We start from the raw sequence: 15,080 nt of genomic DNA, 5'->3' as shown, positions 1-15,080 counted from the left end.
GGCACGCGGGCGGCCGCGTGCGCCCCGGCCCCGGCCCCGGCCCCGAGGTCCCGGCCGGCGACGCGCGTCCGCTGGGTGAGCAGGAGCGGGCGGCGATCAGGGAGCGGTGTGCCGTGCGGATGGACGGCGCCCAGTTCTACCGCCTGCTGACCGAGCGGGGTGTCCCGTACGGCCCTTCGGTCGAGTGGGTCACCGAGGCGTGGCTCGGCGAGGGCGAGATCCTGGCCAGGCTCCGCGCCCCGTCCGCCGAGGAGAGGCACGGCGGCTCCGGCCGGCCCGCCCCCGAACTTCCGGTGGCCCCCGGGGTACTGGACGCCGTGGCTCCGCTCTACGCGGTCGCCGGGGCGCGTGACCTGGGCGAACGTGATCTGTTCATGGTCGCGGGGCTGGGCGGGGCGGGCTTCGCGGCCCGCGCGGACGGCCCCCTGTGGTGCCACGTACGGCTGACCGCTCCCGTCACGCGCCGCAGCCTGGTCGGTGACCATGTGCTGAGCGACGAGGACGGCAGGACGGTCGCCTGGGCCCGCGGCACCGAGCTCAGGGTCATCACCTCCGTTGACCCGGCCCCCGGCCCCCGGCCCGCCGACGCGGCGGCCGACGCGACACGGGCACGGTGGCGCGGCGAGGCCGGCCGCGCGGCACTACGGGCCCGCCTCGCGCGGACGGTCGGAGAGCTGCTGCGACTGCCGGCCGACGACGTCCCGTTCACCCAGCCGCTGTCGGAGACCGGTCTCGACTCGCTGGCGGCCCTCGAACTGCGCCGGCGCGTACAGGCCGAGACCGCGGTCGATCTCCCGGTCGACCTGCTCGTCGCCGGCCCCACCCTCGACGACGTACTGCGACGCATCGCCGCGTCCGTCGAGGAGGACACCGCCGAGCCGGCAGCACGCCCCTACGACCTGGACGGCGCCCGCTGGCTCCCGGTCGCCCCGCGGGACGACTGTGCCGTACGCCTGTTCTGTCTGCCGTACGGCGGTCGCGGGGCCTCGCTGTACCGGGACTGGCCGGCCGTCGTGAACCCCGCGATCGACGTGTGCCCGGTGCAGCTGCCGGGCCGGGAGGAGCGCGTGGACGAGCGGCCTGTCGACGCCGTCGAGGAGGCGGTGGACGCCGTCGCTCGCGCGATCGAGCCCTACCTCGACCGGCCCTTCGCCCTCTACGGGCACAGCATGGGCGCGCTGCTCGCCTTCCGGCTGGCGCACCGGCTGGGCCCCAAGTACGGGGAACTGCTGCGGCACCTGTTCGTCAGCGCGTTCAGCGCACCGACCGGCGAGGAGAACCCGCTCGGCGCGCGGCTGCGGTCGGTCACCCGCGGCCTGGGCTTCGAGGGGATGCCCGAGCACGAGGACCTGATGCGGCTGCGCCGGGCCGAGCCGGAGCGCTACACCGACGCGCTGCGCACGGAACTGGGCGCACATCTGGCGGACATGGCCGAAGTGGCCCTGGACGGCGCGGGCTACGCGGATCTGCGGCTCGTGGAGAGCTACCGCCACGACCTGACCGAGACGCCGCTGGACGTTCCGGTGACCGTGTTCCACGGCTCCGCCGACCCGGTCGTGTCCGAGGCGGACGCCAGGGCCTGGCAGACGCTGACGACCGCGGCGTTCGAGCTGCTGGTCATGCCCGGTGACCACTACTTCGTCCACGGCGACCAGAGCGGGACGCGGCTCCTGGCGGAGCTGACCGAGCGGTTGCGCGCGCCGGGGACGACGGAGGGGCGCTGAGACGAGGGCGAGGGCGAGGGCGCGGACGCCGACGCGACGGGCGGGCGGAGCCGGTGGCTCCGCCCGCCCGGGGGCTGGGATCGCGCGTCACACCACGGTGGGCGTCACACCGCGGTGGGCAGTTCCAGCCGCTCGTCGGCGATCAGGATGGCCTGGTGCAGGTCGCGCAGCGCACGGCAGGGTTCGAGGCCCAGCTCCTCGTTGAGGCGGTTCCTGGCCTGCTGGTAGGTGCGCAGTGCGTCGGCCTGCCGCTCGGAGCGGCACAGCGCCAGCATGAGCTGGCGGTAGAAGGTCTCCCGCAGCGGGTGCTCGGCGGTCAGGGAGCAGAGACGGCCCACGAGTTCACGGTGGAGCCCGAGACTCAGCTGCGCCTCGATCAGCGACTCGACGCACTCCAGCCGCGTCTCCTCCAGCCAGGTGGCGAAGCCCTCGATGACCGGCCCGTCGCACAGGTCGCCGAGGGCCGGGCCGCGCCAGAGGGAGAGGCCGGCCTCGAAGGCCGCGACGGCGTTCTCGGGCCGCCCCTCCTTGAGGTGGCGCCGCCCCTGGTGGAGCAGCTCCTGGAACTGGTCGATGTCGCACTCGTCGCTGCCCAGATGGAACAGGTATCCGGGCGGCCTGGTCAGAATCGGATTGGGCGGGCTTCCGGGTTGGCCGAGAAACTTGCGGAGCTGCGAGATGTACACGTGAATGCCCGCTGTTGCCCGGCGTGGGGGATTGTTCCCCCAGATCTCGGCTATGGCCTCGTCGATCGAGACCACCTGTCGGGCCCGGATGAGCAGAAGGACCAGCAGGACCTGCATTTTTCTGGCGCTGACGAACCTGCTGCCCCTGCTGTCGGTCACCCGGACCGGTCCGAGTATTTCGTATTGCACTAACCAACCCCCGTTGACAATACGCTGCGTCAGTGTTCCGTCCGTTCGGTGGAGCGGTTGTGAAGGAATCTCTGCGGACCTCCCGCGGCGTGTTCGGCCGTCTGTTCCTCTGGTCGTGCAGGCCTTTTCAGGCTATGAGAAAGCGGAGGGCGTCTGAAGCCCCTACCCACCCCTAAAAGCCCCCTAGGGTCCGGCGCTGAGGTACGCGTGGCGCACGGGGGTAGGGGTCGGGCGTCCTGGGTCCGTCCGGGGATCCGCGCACCCCGGCACCGGGCGTTCTGCCGCATGGCATCGGGGTGCGGACGGAACCCGTCCCCCGGTCCCTCCCGCTCCGGCAGCCGAGTTTTCGCAGATTTCACAACGTCATGGAAGTTTGATACGTTGTGACAGTGACGAATCCTATTGCCGTAGCAGGCTTAGTGAAGACGTTCGGTCAGGTGCGGGCTCTGGACGGGTTCGACCTGACGGTCAGGCAAGGCGAAGTGCACGGGCTCCTCGGGCCCAACGGCGCCGGCAAGTCCACGACCATCCGGGTCCTGCTCGGCCTGCTGCGGGCCGACTCCGGAGAGGTGCGGATGCTGGACGGAGACCCGTGGCACCAGGCCGTGGACCTCCACCGCCGGCTCGCCTACGTCCCGGGTGACGTGAACCTGTGGCCCAATCTCTCCGGAGGTGAGTCGATCGACCTGATCGGCAGACTGCGCGGCGGCATCGACAAGCGGCGCCGCGACGAACTGCTGGAGCGGTTCAAGCTCGACCCGACGAAGAAGTTCCGCACCTACTCCAAGGGCAACCGGCAGAAGGTGGCCCTGGTCGCCGCGCTCGCCTCGGACGTGGAGCTGTACATCTTCGACGAGCCCACCTCCGGCCTCGACCCCCTGATGGAGTCGGTCTTCCAGAGCTACGTCCTCGACCTGAAGCGGGCCGGTGCGACGATCCTGCTCTCCAGCCACATCCTGGCCGAGGCGGAGGCCCTATGCGACCGCGTGAGCATCATCCGTGAGGGCCGCACCGTGGAGTCCGGCTCGATGGAGGAACTGCGCCACCTCACCCGTGTCTCGGTCTCGGTCCAGACGGAACGCGAACTGACCGGCCTGGACCGGTTCGAAGGCGTCCACGACGTGCGATCCGACGCCGAGGGCCTCACCTTCACCGTCGACAGCGGCAAGGTCGGCGCCGTGATCAGCCACGCGGCCGACTTCGGCATCGTGTCCCTGACCAGCGCCCCGCCCACGCTGGAGCAGCTGTTCATGCGGCACTACGGCGAGGACGAGCCGGCCCGGCGCGAGACGGCCGGAGCGCAGCGGTGAGCCGCTACTTCGCAGGCACCGGCGACCTGCTGAGGCTCGCCCTGCGCCGGGACCGCATCCAGCTCCCGCTGTGGATCATCGGCCTGACGCTGGTGCAGACCGCGACGGCCTCCAGCATCAGCGGACTGTACGAAACCGAGAAGGACCGGATCGCCGCGCAGACGAGCGCAGCCGACAATCCCGCCTCACTGGTGTTCAGCGGCCTGGTCTCCGGCGCCAGCGAGGGCGCCACGGCCATGACGCAGTCGCTGCTGCTCGGGCTGGCGGGGGCGGCCCTGATGAGCACCCTCGCCGTCGTCCGCCACACCCGGCAGAACGAGGAACTGGGGCGCTCCGAGCTGATCGGTTCGACCGCCGTCGGCCGGCACGCGGCCCTCACCGCCGGACTGCTGCTCGCCGTCCTGGCCGACGTGGTGCTCGCCGTCACCAGCGCCCTCGGGCTGGCGTCGGCGGGGCTGCCGTTGGGCTCCTCCTTCGCGGCCGGAGCCGCGATCGGCGCGGTGGGTGTGTCCTTCGCCGGTGTCGCCGCGGTCACCGCCCAGATCTGGGAGAGCTCCCGGGCCGCCAACGGGGCCGCGGCGGCGGCGCTGGGCGTGGCGTTCATGCTGCGTGCCGTCGGTGACGTGGCCGGCCGGACCACCGACGGGGGCCTGCGCGTCGAGAGCGCCTGGCCCTCCTGGGTGTCCCCGATCGGCTGGGGCCAGCAGATCCGCCCCTACGACCAGGACCAGTGGTGGGTACTGGCCCTTCCGCTCGCCGCCTTCGCCCTCCAGGTGGGCGTGGCGTTCGCGCTGACCCGTGTCCGCGACGTCGGCATGGGCATGCGCGCGGTGCGGCCCCGCCGGCCCGAGGCCTCTCCCGCGCTGCTCAGCCCGACCGGACTGGCCTGGTACCTGCACCGCTCGTCGCTGGCCGGCTGGGCCGTCGGGGTGGCGGTGATGAGCTTCGCCTTCGGAGTCGTCGGCGACGAGATCAACGACCTGATCGGTGACAGCGAGCGCACCGCGGAGATCATCCAGCAACTGGGCGGCACGGGTTCGCTGCTGGACGCCTATCTCTCCGCCACCATCGGCCTGATGGGGCTCGCGGTCGCCGGATTCGCCGTGCAGGCCCTGAGCCGGATGCGCCACGAGGAGACCAGCGGCGGACTGGAGACCGTGCTGTCCACCGCCACCAGCAGGTTCAGCTGGATGACGGGCCACCTGGTCGTCACCCTCGCCGGTGTCATAGTGCTCATGCTGGTCACCGGGCTCAGCGCCGCCGTCGGCTACGGCCTGGCCACCGGCGACATGGGAGCGGAGTTCGGCTCCCTCGTCGCGGCCGCGCTGGTGCGTTTGCCGGCCGTGCTGGTGCTGGCGGCCTTCGCCGTGCTCGCCTTCGGATCCCTGCCCCGGCTCGCCGTCGGCCTGCCCTGGGCCGCGTTCGCCCTGTGCCTGCTGATCAGCCAGATCGGCTCGACGCTGGACCTGCCGCAGGTGGTCCTGGACGTCTCGCCGTTCAGCCATGTGCCCGGACTGCCCGGCGGCGACTTCACCGCGGGCCCTTTGCTGGCACTGCTGGTGATCACGGCGGTCCTCACCGCCGCGGGCACCGTCCTGTTCCGCCGTCGGGATCTGGCCCTCCAGTGATGTCCCCCGGCTGAGGGCCCGGCCGGCGGCGGCACACGGCCGTCACCGGGGCCGCGGAACTCCCCCGACGCGGCCCCGGTGACGGCTTCCTTCGCGCGGCGCCTCGGTCAGGCGGACAGGGTGCCGTCGCGCATGGCCAGCAGCGAACCGAACGTCCACTCCACGGTCTGCCGGACATGCCCCGGCGCGCCGTGCACGTCGTCGAACTCGTTCAGGGTCAGCCGCCGCACGTGCTGCCGCAGAAACGCCGGATCCCCGCCGGGGACGATCTCGTCCCGCAGGGCGGCCGAGTAGCAGACCGGGATGTCCAGCGCGGTGAGTTCCCGCGGCGACAGCGCCCAGTCGGCGAGCACCTCGCCCAGCGCCACGTCGTCGCCCGGCTCCGTGCCGGTCAGCCGGGCCAGCGTGTCCCGGGTGACACGGGGCAGCCGACGCTGCCAGGAACGGTCCGTGAAGAAGACACTGACCGGCGCCCCGGACGTCACCACCCCGCGCAGCCTGGCGTCGTGACCGGCCCAGCGCAGCGCCAGATGCCCGCCGAAGCTGTTCGCGAGGGCGTACGTACGGGAGACGTCCGCACGGTCCGCGACCGCGTCCAGTACGGCGGGCAGCATCCGCCAGCTCTCCCGGTCGTAGGCGAGAGTGTTCTCGCCCACGCCCGGCAGCTCCGTCACCACGACGGCCATGCCCAGCTGAGCCGCCTGGAGCACCACCGGAGCCCACTGCTCCTTGATGCTGACGATCCCGCCCGTCACCAGCAGCAACGGCTTCGGCTCGTCCGCCGACAGACCACCCGCCCAGCAGACCAGTTCACCACCGGACAGTTTCACCCGCACCGGCTCGACGCCCGGCTGCTCTCCCCGCCACCGGCCGAACACCGACAACGCCTCCTCGTACGCCGAGCGCCGCGCCGGACCGTCGACGAACGGGAAACGGGCCATGGCCGAGCACAGACAGGCCGGCAACAGCTGACCGGCCCCGGCCAGCGCGGTCGCCGCCGCCGACCACTCCACCGCCCACGAACCCGGCGCACCGTCCTCGTCGTTGGTGACGCGGCCCAGCACTCCCTCGTAGAGTTCGGCGGGCAGTTGCAGCGCCCGGGCATGGACGAGCACGAACTCCTTGAGCTCGGCGACGTCGTTCATCGTGTTCCCTCCCGCTCCCAGCGCGCGGTCAGGCTCAGATGCCCGGGCGCCGCCGTGATCCGCCGCAGCTCGTGACGGAAGAGGGCGGACCCGTCCGCTGCGTGCCCGTGCGCGCCGAAGCCGTTGCGCGGATAGAAGTCCTCGACCTTGCCGTTCTTCGGGGACGGCACGAAACGCGCCTCCACAGCCTCCGCGCCCTCGGCACGAGCCCGCTCCAGCAGCGCGGCCAGACAGCCCTGCTCGATACCCCGGGCGAAGACCCGGCAGCTGAGCAGGAAGTTGTCGATGTGCCACACCGGCCCACCGGTCCGCACGAACACCGCGCCGACCAGCCCGTTGTCCCCGAAGCGGTCCCCGGACCTGATGGCGAGGACCAGGTGCCCGGACGCGCCGGCCAGGGCGCGGACCTCGTCCTGCTGGAGCCGGTGCGTGGTCAGGTTGAACTGGTTGGTGCGCTGGGTGAGCTGGGCCAGGCGCGCGGAGTCGGCCTCGCCCGCCGCGGCCAGTTCGACCCGCACCTCCAGCTCCCGCAGATAGTCCTCCAGCGAGGAGAAGGAGTCGAGGAAGTCCCTGCGGACCAGCTCGTCGCGGTAGCGCGCCGGGCGCCGCACGTCGTCCTCGGTGAGGTCACGCACATCGAACCAGCCGTCGGCGAGCAGCCGTTCGGTGTGCAGCGCCGGATCGCCGTCCAGGTGCAGCACGGTCACCTCCGGCAGTTCACGGGAGACCAGCCCGCACTCGTAGGCGCTGTCGTCGGCGAAGACGACGCTGTCCAGGCCGAGGTTGAGGTCCTCGGCCAGTGCCCGCAGATTCCCGTGCTTGGGGTCCCAGTTGGCCACCACCCGCACGAAGTCCTCCTCGCGCAGCGTCATCCCCGGGTGCTCCCGCAGCACCTGACGCACCGGTTCCACATCGTTCTTGCTGACCGCGGCCACCAGCACCCCGCGCGACGCGAGCTGCTTGACCACCCGCTGCAACTGCCGAAAGGCGGTGCCCCGGCGGCCCCCCGCCACCTCGATGCCCTCCGGTCCGTCGTCGCCCAGCACCCCGCCCCACAGCGTGCCGTCCAGATCCACGGCCAGCACCTTCTTCGCCCGCCCGGTCCGGCCCCGCACCAGATGGGCCAGCGCATGTCCGACGGCGGCGGTCAGCTCAGGCGTGAACGGCGTCCCGGTGTACGCCGCCAGGCGGGCGTCGCCCAGCGCGGCCGGGCCGGTGAGCAACTGGTCCAGGTCGAGCACGACCACCCCCGGATGCTCCTCCATCAACCCCAGCACACGCGCGTTGCCCTCCCGCCACACCGCGCCCAGCCGGGCCCGTGAGCGGTGGTCCACCAACTGCGCCGCGTACTCCCGGGGCAGCGGCAGCGTCGTGAACACCAGGGTGCCCGAGCCCGCCGACGCATGGACGGCCGCCAGCTTGTCCAGCAGCCGTACCTTCTCGGCCAGCACCCGCTCCACGTCCTCCGGACGCCACGGCGGGGGCACCTCGTCGAACACCACACCGGCGTCCAGCAGACACGCCACCAGATCGCCGCCGGCCGCGTACACCTCGCTCGCCGGATCAGCGAGATCGAACAGCCAACTGCCGAAGTCGGCCACATGCGGGCGCAGCAGCAGCCCGTGCCGGGCCAGTTGAACGGTGAGCGGGGGGACGAGCCCGGCCACCGTGCCGTGCCCCGTCACCGCGACCGACACCGTGGGCACGCCAGGATGCGCCGCCAGCACCTCGTCGGGGGAAAGACGCGCCAACAAGCGTCCCGCGCGCTGCAGTTCCTCGCCGCCGAGCCCGCGCAGCAACGCGGGCAGCCGCGGATACTCCGCGGCCAGACGTCCGGACCGGTGAAGGTCCGCCACGGGATCGGCGGCAGGCGGGGGAGCGGGGGCCGAGGACACGGATCTCACACCTCCAGGCGAGGCTTCGCGGTGACCCGCCCCGGTACGCGGCTCGGCGCTCGGGCGGGCGCCATCAGACTCACCGCACAGGCTTGGCGGGGTCTTGCCGGTACCTAAAGCGGCCACCTGAAGCGGCCCACCGGCGAGATCCGGAGCCGGCTCACCCCCCGGGCGCCGCACGCCCGCGAGTCAGGCCCCTCAGGACTCGGCGTCCGGCGCCGCGCCCTGCGACTCGCGCCATCGCGTCATGAGCTTGGGCACCTCACCCCGGATGAACTCGAAGAACCGCCGCGTCTCGTCCAGCCGCGCCGCCCCCGGGTTCTCGGCGCCGAGCGCCGTGATCCCGTCGGCCAGGTTGTCCTCCAGCCGCAGGAAGACCTCGTCACGGCGGGCGAACATCTCGTACCACATGCCGTCCATGACCCGGTAGCGGTCATGACGCTGGCCCGGCTCCCGATGCCGCTCGACCAGTCCCAGCTGCATCAGATACCGCACCGCCTGCGAGACCGCGGCCCGGCTGATCTTCAGTTGTGACGCCAGCTCGACGGCGGTCAGCCCGTCCTTCGAGATGAGTACGGCCACGAACACCCGCGCGGCCATCCGTGGGAATCCGAGTCCGGACATGCTGAGGGCGAACTGCTCGATGAAGCGGCTCACCGCCAGCTCCTGGTCGGCGCCTTCTCGAGTACTGTCCGGGGCGACGGCCATCCGCGCATCCCTCCGCGTCGTGGGTACCGATGTGCCGTACGCCTGGGAGATGGACGAACGCACCGGGACTTTCGTTCACTGTTTCATGAAAACCATATATCACCGGGCGACGTCTGCGGACGCCTGCGACGAGCGCGCCGGTGCCACGCCCCCCGAAGGGAGCCACGGCACCGGCGCACGAAACGGGAACAGAAACCGGACGGGAAACCTCAGCTACCTCAGCCCGCCTCCAACGCGAAGCCGGACTTGATCCACTTGCTCGACTCGATCGCGACCCCGACAGCCCGGTCCCCGGGCGCCAGCCGCGGCATCAGCCGCTCCAGCTGGAAGAAGACCAGCGCGTTGCCGTTGTTGCCGGTCTCGTCGACGCAGGAGACCTCCTGCGCCTCCGGCATCCCCATCCGCTCCCGGATCCGCGCCGTCATCCGGCCCGACAGCTGAGGCGGCAGCACATACGCCAGATCGCCGGGCTTCCACTCCAGCCCGTCCAGCAGCTCCTCGGCCGACTCCGCGGCCAGCGCGGGAACCGCCTCCTCGATCGCCTTGTAGTCCTCGGTCACCGGAGGGCCGTCGAACCTCCTGCTCGCGCCGTACCAGTCCAGCGTCTGCCCCGGCTCCCGCCCCAGACCGACCAGCCGCGTGAACACCGCCCGCAGCATCGGACCCGGCGACGGCTCCCTGGTCAGCACCAGCGCGCCCGCCCCGTCCCCGAACAGCACCAGGTTCACCAACTGCGCCGGCGGCAGCGTCGCCGCGTCCATGTCCGGGTCGACCAGCTTGGCCGAGACGTCACCGCCCAGCACCAGCGCGGTGCGATGGCCACCCGACAGCAGCAGCGACGCCGCGAGCGACAACGCCTGCACCGCGCCCGAACACCCCGACTGCAACTGGTACGTGGGCACCTGATCGATACCCAGCCGGTCGGCGATCACATTCACCGTGGTCGGCATCAGCATGTCGGGCATGGCCGTGCCCATCACCATCACATCGACGTCGGACGGCTCCAGACCCGCCGCCGCCAGCGCCCGCCGGCCCGCCGTCTCCCCCAGATCGGCCAGCGAGAACCGCGGATCACCCGACTCCAGATCCACCGCGAGATGACGAAACCTCGTGCCGATGAACGCCTCGGCCCACTGCTCCCACGCCGGCCCCAGACCCATACGGCGCCCCAGCGTCGCATTGTCGATCCGCGGACCCGGCGCAGCCGTGCCCACCGACGCCACCCGCAGCACCGGACTTCCCCTCAGAACCAGCACCTCGACGCACCTCCTCGCCGTCGAACGGCCACCCCGCGCCACAGCCCCGGCCGGCACACCGGACAGCACACAGGGCGCCCCGGGCCGTCAGAGCGCACAGGCCGGCCAGGACCCACCGACCGCCTCACCACGTCACCGGAAGCCGCTGCGCGGCATACATCGTCGCCTCCGAACGCAGCGGCACCTCGTCCGCGTCCACCGCCAGCCGCAGTCCCGGGAACCTCCGGAACAACGCCGAGTAGGCGATGCGCATCTCCACCCGGGCCAACTGCTGGCCCAGGCACTGGTGGATGCCGTAGCTGAACGCCATGTGCCCGGACGTGGAACGCCCCACGTCCAGCCGGTCCGCATCCTCGAAACGCCCCGGATCACGGTTGACCGCCGCGAGCGACACCGTCACCCCGTCACCCGCCTTGATCAGCTTCCCCTCCAGCTCGACGTCCTCCAACGCCGTACGCGGCACCCCGAACTGAGCGATGGTCAGATACCGCATCAGTTCCTCGACGGCGTTGCCGAACAGCTCCGGGTCCTCCCGCAGCCGTGCCAGCTGATCAGGATGGCGCAGCAGCGCGTACGTACCCAGCGACAGCATGCTGGCCGTCGTCTCGTGCCCCGCCATCAACAGCAGCATCCCGACCCCGGTCAGCTCCGCGTCGTTCAGCTCACCGGTGGCGATCAGCCCGCTCAGCAGATCGTCCGCGGGCTCCTTGTGCTTGAGCTGCACCAGCTCGTGAATCAGCCCGTAGATCGCGGCGAACGCCGCCGCCACCTCCTCGTGGGACGACCCGATCCGCATGACCGTCGTCGAGTGGTCCTGGAACCGCGGCCGCTCGCTGTACGGAACACCCAGCAGCTCACAGATGACCAGCGACGGGATCGGCAGGGCGAACGACGGCACCAGATCCGTCGGCGGCCCCTGCCGCTCCATCGCGTCCAGATGCTCCTCGGTGACCTGCGCGATACGCGGCTCCAGCGACTTCATCCGCCGCACGGTGAACTGACCGGTGAGCAGGCGCCGGTACTTCGTGTGGTCCGGCGGATCCATGTGCATGAAGAACCCGGGCGGCACGGTCTCCCACGGCCGGCCCCCCGACGGCAGTTCGAACGGCACCTTCTTCAGATCACCACGGGCACTGAACCGCTGATCGCTGAGAACCTTCCGGGCCGCGGCATGACTGGTCACCAGCCAGCCCACGTGTCCGTCCGGATACAGCAGCGGACTCACCGGCTCCTCCTCACGCAGCCGGCCCAGCTCCTCGGGCGGATCCAGCGGACGCGTGCGCTCGGTCGGCAACCGCCGCGGCGGCGTGGACAGCGTGTCCGTCATCTCGCGTTCCCTTCATCGGCCTGCTCCCGCGACCGGCGACTCCGGCGCGGGCGGGCGGACGGAACCGGCAGATGACACAGCATCAGGGCACGCCTGCGCACGCACGCCGAGCCCACGCCACACGGCGGCCACGGCGCCGCGGGGCAAGGGCCGGCACACCCGTCGTACCCGCGTGAAGGCGCGGGCCACGGCACGGTGGTGGTACGTGCCGGGACACGGTGGTGCGCTCACCCCGCGCCCGGAGGCCGGAGCACCGCTGCGCGGCGGCGGCGCCGACAGCGCCGGTCCACGCCTTTTCGCACAGCCTCCGGGGACGTGCTTAAGGCGGGCTTGGGTCCCCTTAAGGCGAGGTCCGGGCAGTGAGGCCCGGAGACCGGTCCCGCACGCCGGACCAGCGAGGCTACGAGACCTCGCCCCGCGCGGCAGCCGCCTCCCGGAAGCGGATGACCTGGCCGGGGCAGGAACGCTCCGCCTCCTCCACCGCCTCCCACTCCTCCTCCGGCGGGTGCTCGTCCACCAGCACCACCTGACCCGTGTCCTCCTCCTGGTCGAAGACCCGAGGGGCCAGCAGCGCACACATGCCCGACGCCACGCACCGGTTCACATCGACTCCGACCTGCATGGAGGAATCCCGCATCAGGGCATCCTTCCGGACTCGAACCTGCTGAACAGGCCCGTAGCGTAAGGCCTCCGACCTCCAGGACGAAGCCGCGACAGACTTTAGAAACCGGCAAGTCACCCCCAAGCCGCCCACCGCATGGTGAGCCGGGCGGCATACGGCAACCGCCCGGAACCGGACCACACGGAGAGGGCGGATCGGGGATGGCGCAAGCAACACGACCGACAAACGGGGCAGTTCACGGTGTCGTGCTCGGCGGGGGCCTCGCCGGCGTCCTGGCCGCCCGCGCCTTGCGCGACCACGTCGACCAGGTCACCGTGATCGAACGCGACACCTACCCCGACCGGCCGGAACCCCGCAAGGGCGTACCCCAGGGCCGCCACGCCCACATCCTCTGGTCCGGCGGCGCCGAGGCCGTCGAAGCACTGCTCCCCGGCACCCTGGACCGCCTGCGCACCGCGGGCGCCCACCGCATCGGCGTCAAGCAGGACATGATCCTGTACAGCGCCTACGGCTGGCAGCACCGCTTCCCCGCCTCCCACTACGCCATCACCTGCAGCCGCCCCCTGCTCGACCGGACCGTACGGGAACCGGTGCTGCGCGACCCGCGCATCGACATCCTCCAGGGCACAGAGGCACACGGCCTGCTCGGTGACCGCGCACGCGTCACCGGCGCACGCGTCCGCACGGCCGACGGCACCACACGCGACCTCCCCGCCGACATTGTGGTGGACGCCACCGGCCGAGGCTCCCGCCTACGGAACTGGCTGACCGGCCTTGGCCTGCCGCCCGCCACCGAGGAGAGCGTCGACACCGGACTCACCTACGCCACCCGCGTCTTCCGCGCCCCCGCCCACGCCCCCCGGCCCTTCCCCGTCGTCAGTGTCTACGCCGACCACCGCACCGGACAGCCAGGACGCAACGGGCTGCTCCTCCCCATCGAGGACGACAGGTGGATCGTCACGCTCTCCGGCACGCGAGGCGGCGAGCCGACCGCCGACGAGGAACGGTTCGCCGAGTTCGCCCGCGGCCTGCGCCACCCCCTGATCGCCGAACTGATCGACGCGGCCGAGCCCTTGACACCGGTGCGTACGACCCGCAGCACCCTCAACCGCCGGCTGCACCTCGACCGTCTGGCCCAGCGCCCCGAAGGGCTCGTCGCACTCGGTGACTGCGTGGTGTCGCTCAACCCCATCCACGGCCACGGCATGAGCGTCGCCGCCCAGTCCGCCCACGCCCTGGAGAGCTGCCTCCGCCGAGCCGGCGGCCTCAAACCGGGCCTCGCCCGAACCGCCCAGCAGTCCATCGCGGCCGTCGCCGACGCACCATGGCTGCTCTCCGCCTCGCAGGACCTGTGCTACCCCGACAACCGGGCCGACGTCAGCGACCCACGCCTGACCACCCAGGCCGCCCAGCGGCAGAGCTTCGCCGACCTCGTGACCACTGCCTCGCTGACCAACCAACAAGTCTGTGACGCCCTCACGGCCGTCACGACACTGACGGCGCCCCTGGCCCGCCTGGAGACCCCGGAGTTCCTGACGGCTCTGCGGCAGGGGGCCGCGAGGCCCCCGCTGACGGGGCCTCCGCTGGAGGCGCCGGAGGCGGCGCTCCTACGGAGGGCGGAGCACTAGCGGAGCCGTATGGGCGGCGATCCCGCTGGGAGCGGAGCCGCCCCGGTGCCGGTGACGGCCCCGGGGCGGCTTTTCTGTGGTCGGCGCGGTCGGCGTGGTCGGCGCGGCGATGAAGGGGACAGCCCCGGGGCGATCGCCCCGGGGCTGTAGTGGGATCTGGGCTCTGGGCTCTGGGCTCTGGGATTCAGGATCTGGAACCGGTGGGCTCTGCGGCCTCGGTGACCTCTGCGCTCTGTGACCTCTGTGGCCTCAGTGGCCTCAGTGGCCGGTGGACGAAGGGGCGTCAGCGTCGTCCGCACGGCCCAGCTGCCGGTCGATGAAGTCGAAGATCTCTTCCGTGGATGACTCCTGGATGCGGCCTCCCACGTCCGCGGCAGAGGCCGGCCGTATGTCGTTCCAGTTCGACAGGAGCGTCTGCAACCGCAGCGTGATCCTCGCCCGCTCTTCGTCATCGAGCGTCAACCGCGTCAGCTCCGACTCCACCGTGTCCAGCTCTGTCATCACCCGCAACGAGGCACTGGCGGAAATCGGAACCAGTTCCTCCAGGATCCGGCTGGTCAGGGCCTCGGGGGTGGGGTGGTCGAAGATCAGGGTGGCGGGCAGCCGGAGCGTCGTCGCACGGGTGAGGCGGTTGCGCAGTTCAACGGCGGTGAGGGAGTCGAAGCCGAGTTCCTTGAAGGGCCGCTGCGGGTCGACCGTGTCAGGCCGTGCGTGACCGAGGACGGCTGCGACGTGCGTGCGGATGAGGTCGAGAACGACCCGCTGCTTCTCCGCGGGCTCCGGCAGCGCGGCCAGCCGCTCGACCAGTACGGAGCCTTCGGCGTTTGTGTGGGTGGCTGCGGTGGGTCGGGTTGGGGGTGTCAGGTCGCGTAGGAGTGGGGGGAGGTGGGGTGTGGTGCGGAGTGTTGCTGGGTTGAGGGGGATGCAGAGGTGGTGGGGGTGGGGTGTGGTGAGGGCGGTGT

General features: G+C 71.6%; 12 protein-coding genes. 4 read left to right on the top strand and 8 right to left on the bottom strand.

The genetic code is table 11. The features are described from left to right. Positions 1-1,724: thioesterase domain-containing protein (locus ACWD0J_RS39445; protein WP_451500691.1), on the top strand; the 1,724-nt coding region annotated here is incomplete at its 5' end. Between the two features lie 104 nt (positions 1,725-1,828). Here ACWD0J_RS39445 and ACWD0J_RS39440 read toward each other — a convergent pair. Continuing rightward, positions 1,829-2,599, bottom strand: a complete 771-nt coding sequence (locus ACWD0J_RS39440; protein WP_451500690.1) for an AfsR/SARP family transcriptional regulator — start codon at positions 2,597-2,599, stop codon at positions 1,829-1,831. 389 nt (positions 2,600-2,988) lie between these two features. Between ACWD0J_RS39440 and ACWD0J_RS39435 the strand changes: the two genes are divergently transcribed. Together ACWD0J_RS39435 and ACWD0J_RS39430 are read left to right on the top strand one after the other, a co-directional pair. Further along, positions 2,989-3,909 carry an ATP-binding cassette domain-containing protein gene (locus ACWD0J_RS39435; RefSeq protein WP_451500689.1) on the top strand — a complete coding sequence of 307 codons (921 nt, stop codon included), beginning with the start codon at positions 2,989-2,991 and terminating at the stop codon, positions 3,907-3,909. Next, entirely contained in the window at positions 3,906-5,537 is a 1,632-nt protein-coding gene (locus ACWD0J_RS39430; RefSeq protein WP_451500688.1) for an ABC transporter permease, read from the top strand. The genes ACWD0J_RS39435 and ACWD0J_RS39430 overlap by 4 nt, the downstream gene beginning before the upstream one ends. Positions 5,538-5,644: 107 nt before the next feature. Here the strand turns inward: ACWD0J_RS39430 and ACWD0J_RS39425 are convergent, their stop codons facing one another. The 6 genes from ACWD0J_RS39425 to ACWD0J_RS39400 form a co-directional block, all read right to left on the bottom strand. After that, on the bottom strand, positions 5,645-6,682 hold the full coding sequence (locus ACWD0J_RS39425; protein ID WP_451500687.1) for an alpha/beta fold hydrolase: 1,038 nt from the start codon (positions 6,680-6,682) through the stop codon (positions 5,645-5,647). Beyond that, positions 6,679-8,577 (bottom strand): HAD-IIIC family phosphatase, encoded by a 1,899-nt coding sequence (locus tag ACWD0J_RS39420; protein WP_451500686.1) that lies wholly within the window; start codon positions 8,575-8,577, stop codon positions 6,679-6,681. The genes ACWD0J_RS39425 and ACWD0J_RS39420 overlap by 4 nt, the downstream gene beginning before the upstream one ends. 198 nt (positions 8,578-8,775) lie before the next feature. Beyond that, positions 8,776-9,285: a GbsR/MarR family transcriptional regulator gene (locus ACWD0J_RS39415; protein ID WP_451500685.1), complete on the bottom strand. Its 510-nt coding sequence runs from the start codon at positions 9,283-9,285 to the stop codon at positions 8,776-8,778. Positions 9,286-9,503: 218 nt separating this feature from the next. After that, positions 9,504-10,541, bottom strand: a complete 1,038-nt coding sequence (locus tag ACWD0J_RS39410) for a 3-oxoacyl-ACP synthase III family protein (protein WP_451500684.1) — start codon at positions 10,539-10,541, stop codon at positions 9,504-9,506. A 124-nt stretch (positions 10,542-10,665) separates the two neighbouring features. Continuing rightward, positions 10,666-11,868 (bottom strand): cytochrome P450, encoded by a 1,203-nt coding sequence (locus tag ACWD0J_RS39405; RefSeq protein WP_451500683.1) that lies wholly within the window; start codon positions 11,866-11,868, stop codon positions 10,666-10,668. Between the two features lie 400 nt (positions 11,869-12,268). Then, positions 12,269-12,505, bottom strand: a complete 237-nt coding sequence (locus tag ACWD0J_RS39400; protein ID WP_451500682.1) for a ferredoxin — start codon at positions 12,503-12,505, stop codon at positions 12,269-12,271. A 230-nt stretch (positions 12,506-12,735) separates the two neighbouring features. Here ACWD0J_RS39400 and ACWD0J_RS39395 point away from each other — a divergent pair, with 230 nt between their 5' ends. Beyond that, positions 12,736-14,118 carry an NAD(P)/FAD-dependent oxidoreductase gene (locus ACWD0J_RS39395; RefSeq protein WP_451500681.1) on the top strand — a complete coding sequence of 461 codons (1,383 nt, stop codon included), beginning with the start codon at positions 12,736-12,738 and terminating at the stop codon, positions 14,116-14,118. 258 nt (positions 14,119-14,376) lie between these two features. Here ACWD0J_RS39395 and ACWD0J_RS39390 read toward each other — a convergent pair. Continuing rightward, positions 14,377-15,080: phosphopantetheine-binding protein (locus ACWD0J_RS39390; RefSeq protein ID WP_451500680.1), on the bottom strand; the 704-nt coding region annotated here is incomplete at its 5' end.

The sequence above is a fragment of the Streptomyces sp. NPDC003011 genome (assembly GCF_053591515.1).
Note: the sequence above shows the minus strand (reverse complement) of the source record. Positions and strands in the feature narration are given on the sequence as shown.

Excerpts from the sequence above, each read along its gene's own strand:
- ACWD0J_RS39400 (WP_451500682.1), bottom strand. The coding sequence starts at position 12,505 with ATGCGGGATTCCTCCATGCAGGTCGGAGTCGATGTGAACCGGTGCGTG.
- ACWD0J_RS39415 (WP_451500685.1), bottom strand. The coding sequence starts at position 9,285 with ATGGCCGTCGCCCCGGACAGTACTCGAGAAGGCGCCGACCAGGAGCTG.
- ACWD0J_RS39405 (WP_451500683.1), bottom strand. The coding sequence starts at position 11,868 with ATGACGGACACGCTGTCCACGCCGCCGCGGCGGTTGCCGACCGAGCGC.
- ACWD0J_RS39425 (WP_451500687.1), bottom strand. The coding sequence starts at position 6,682 with ATGAACGACGTCGCCGAGCTCAAGGAGTTCGTGCTCGTCCATGCCCGG.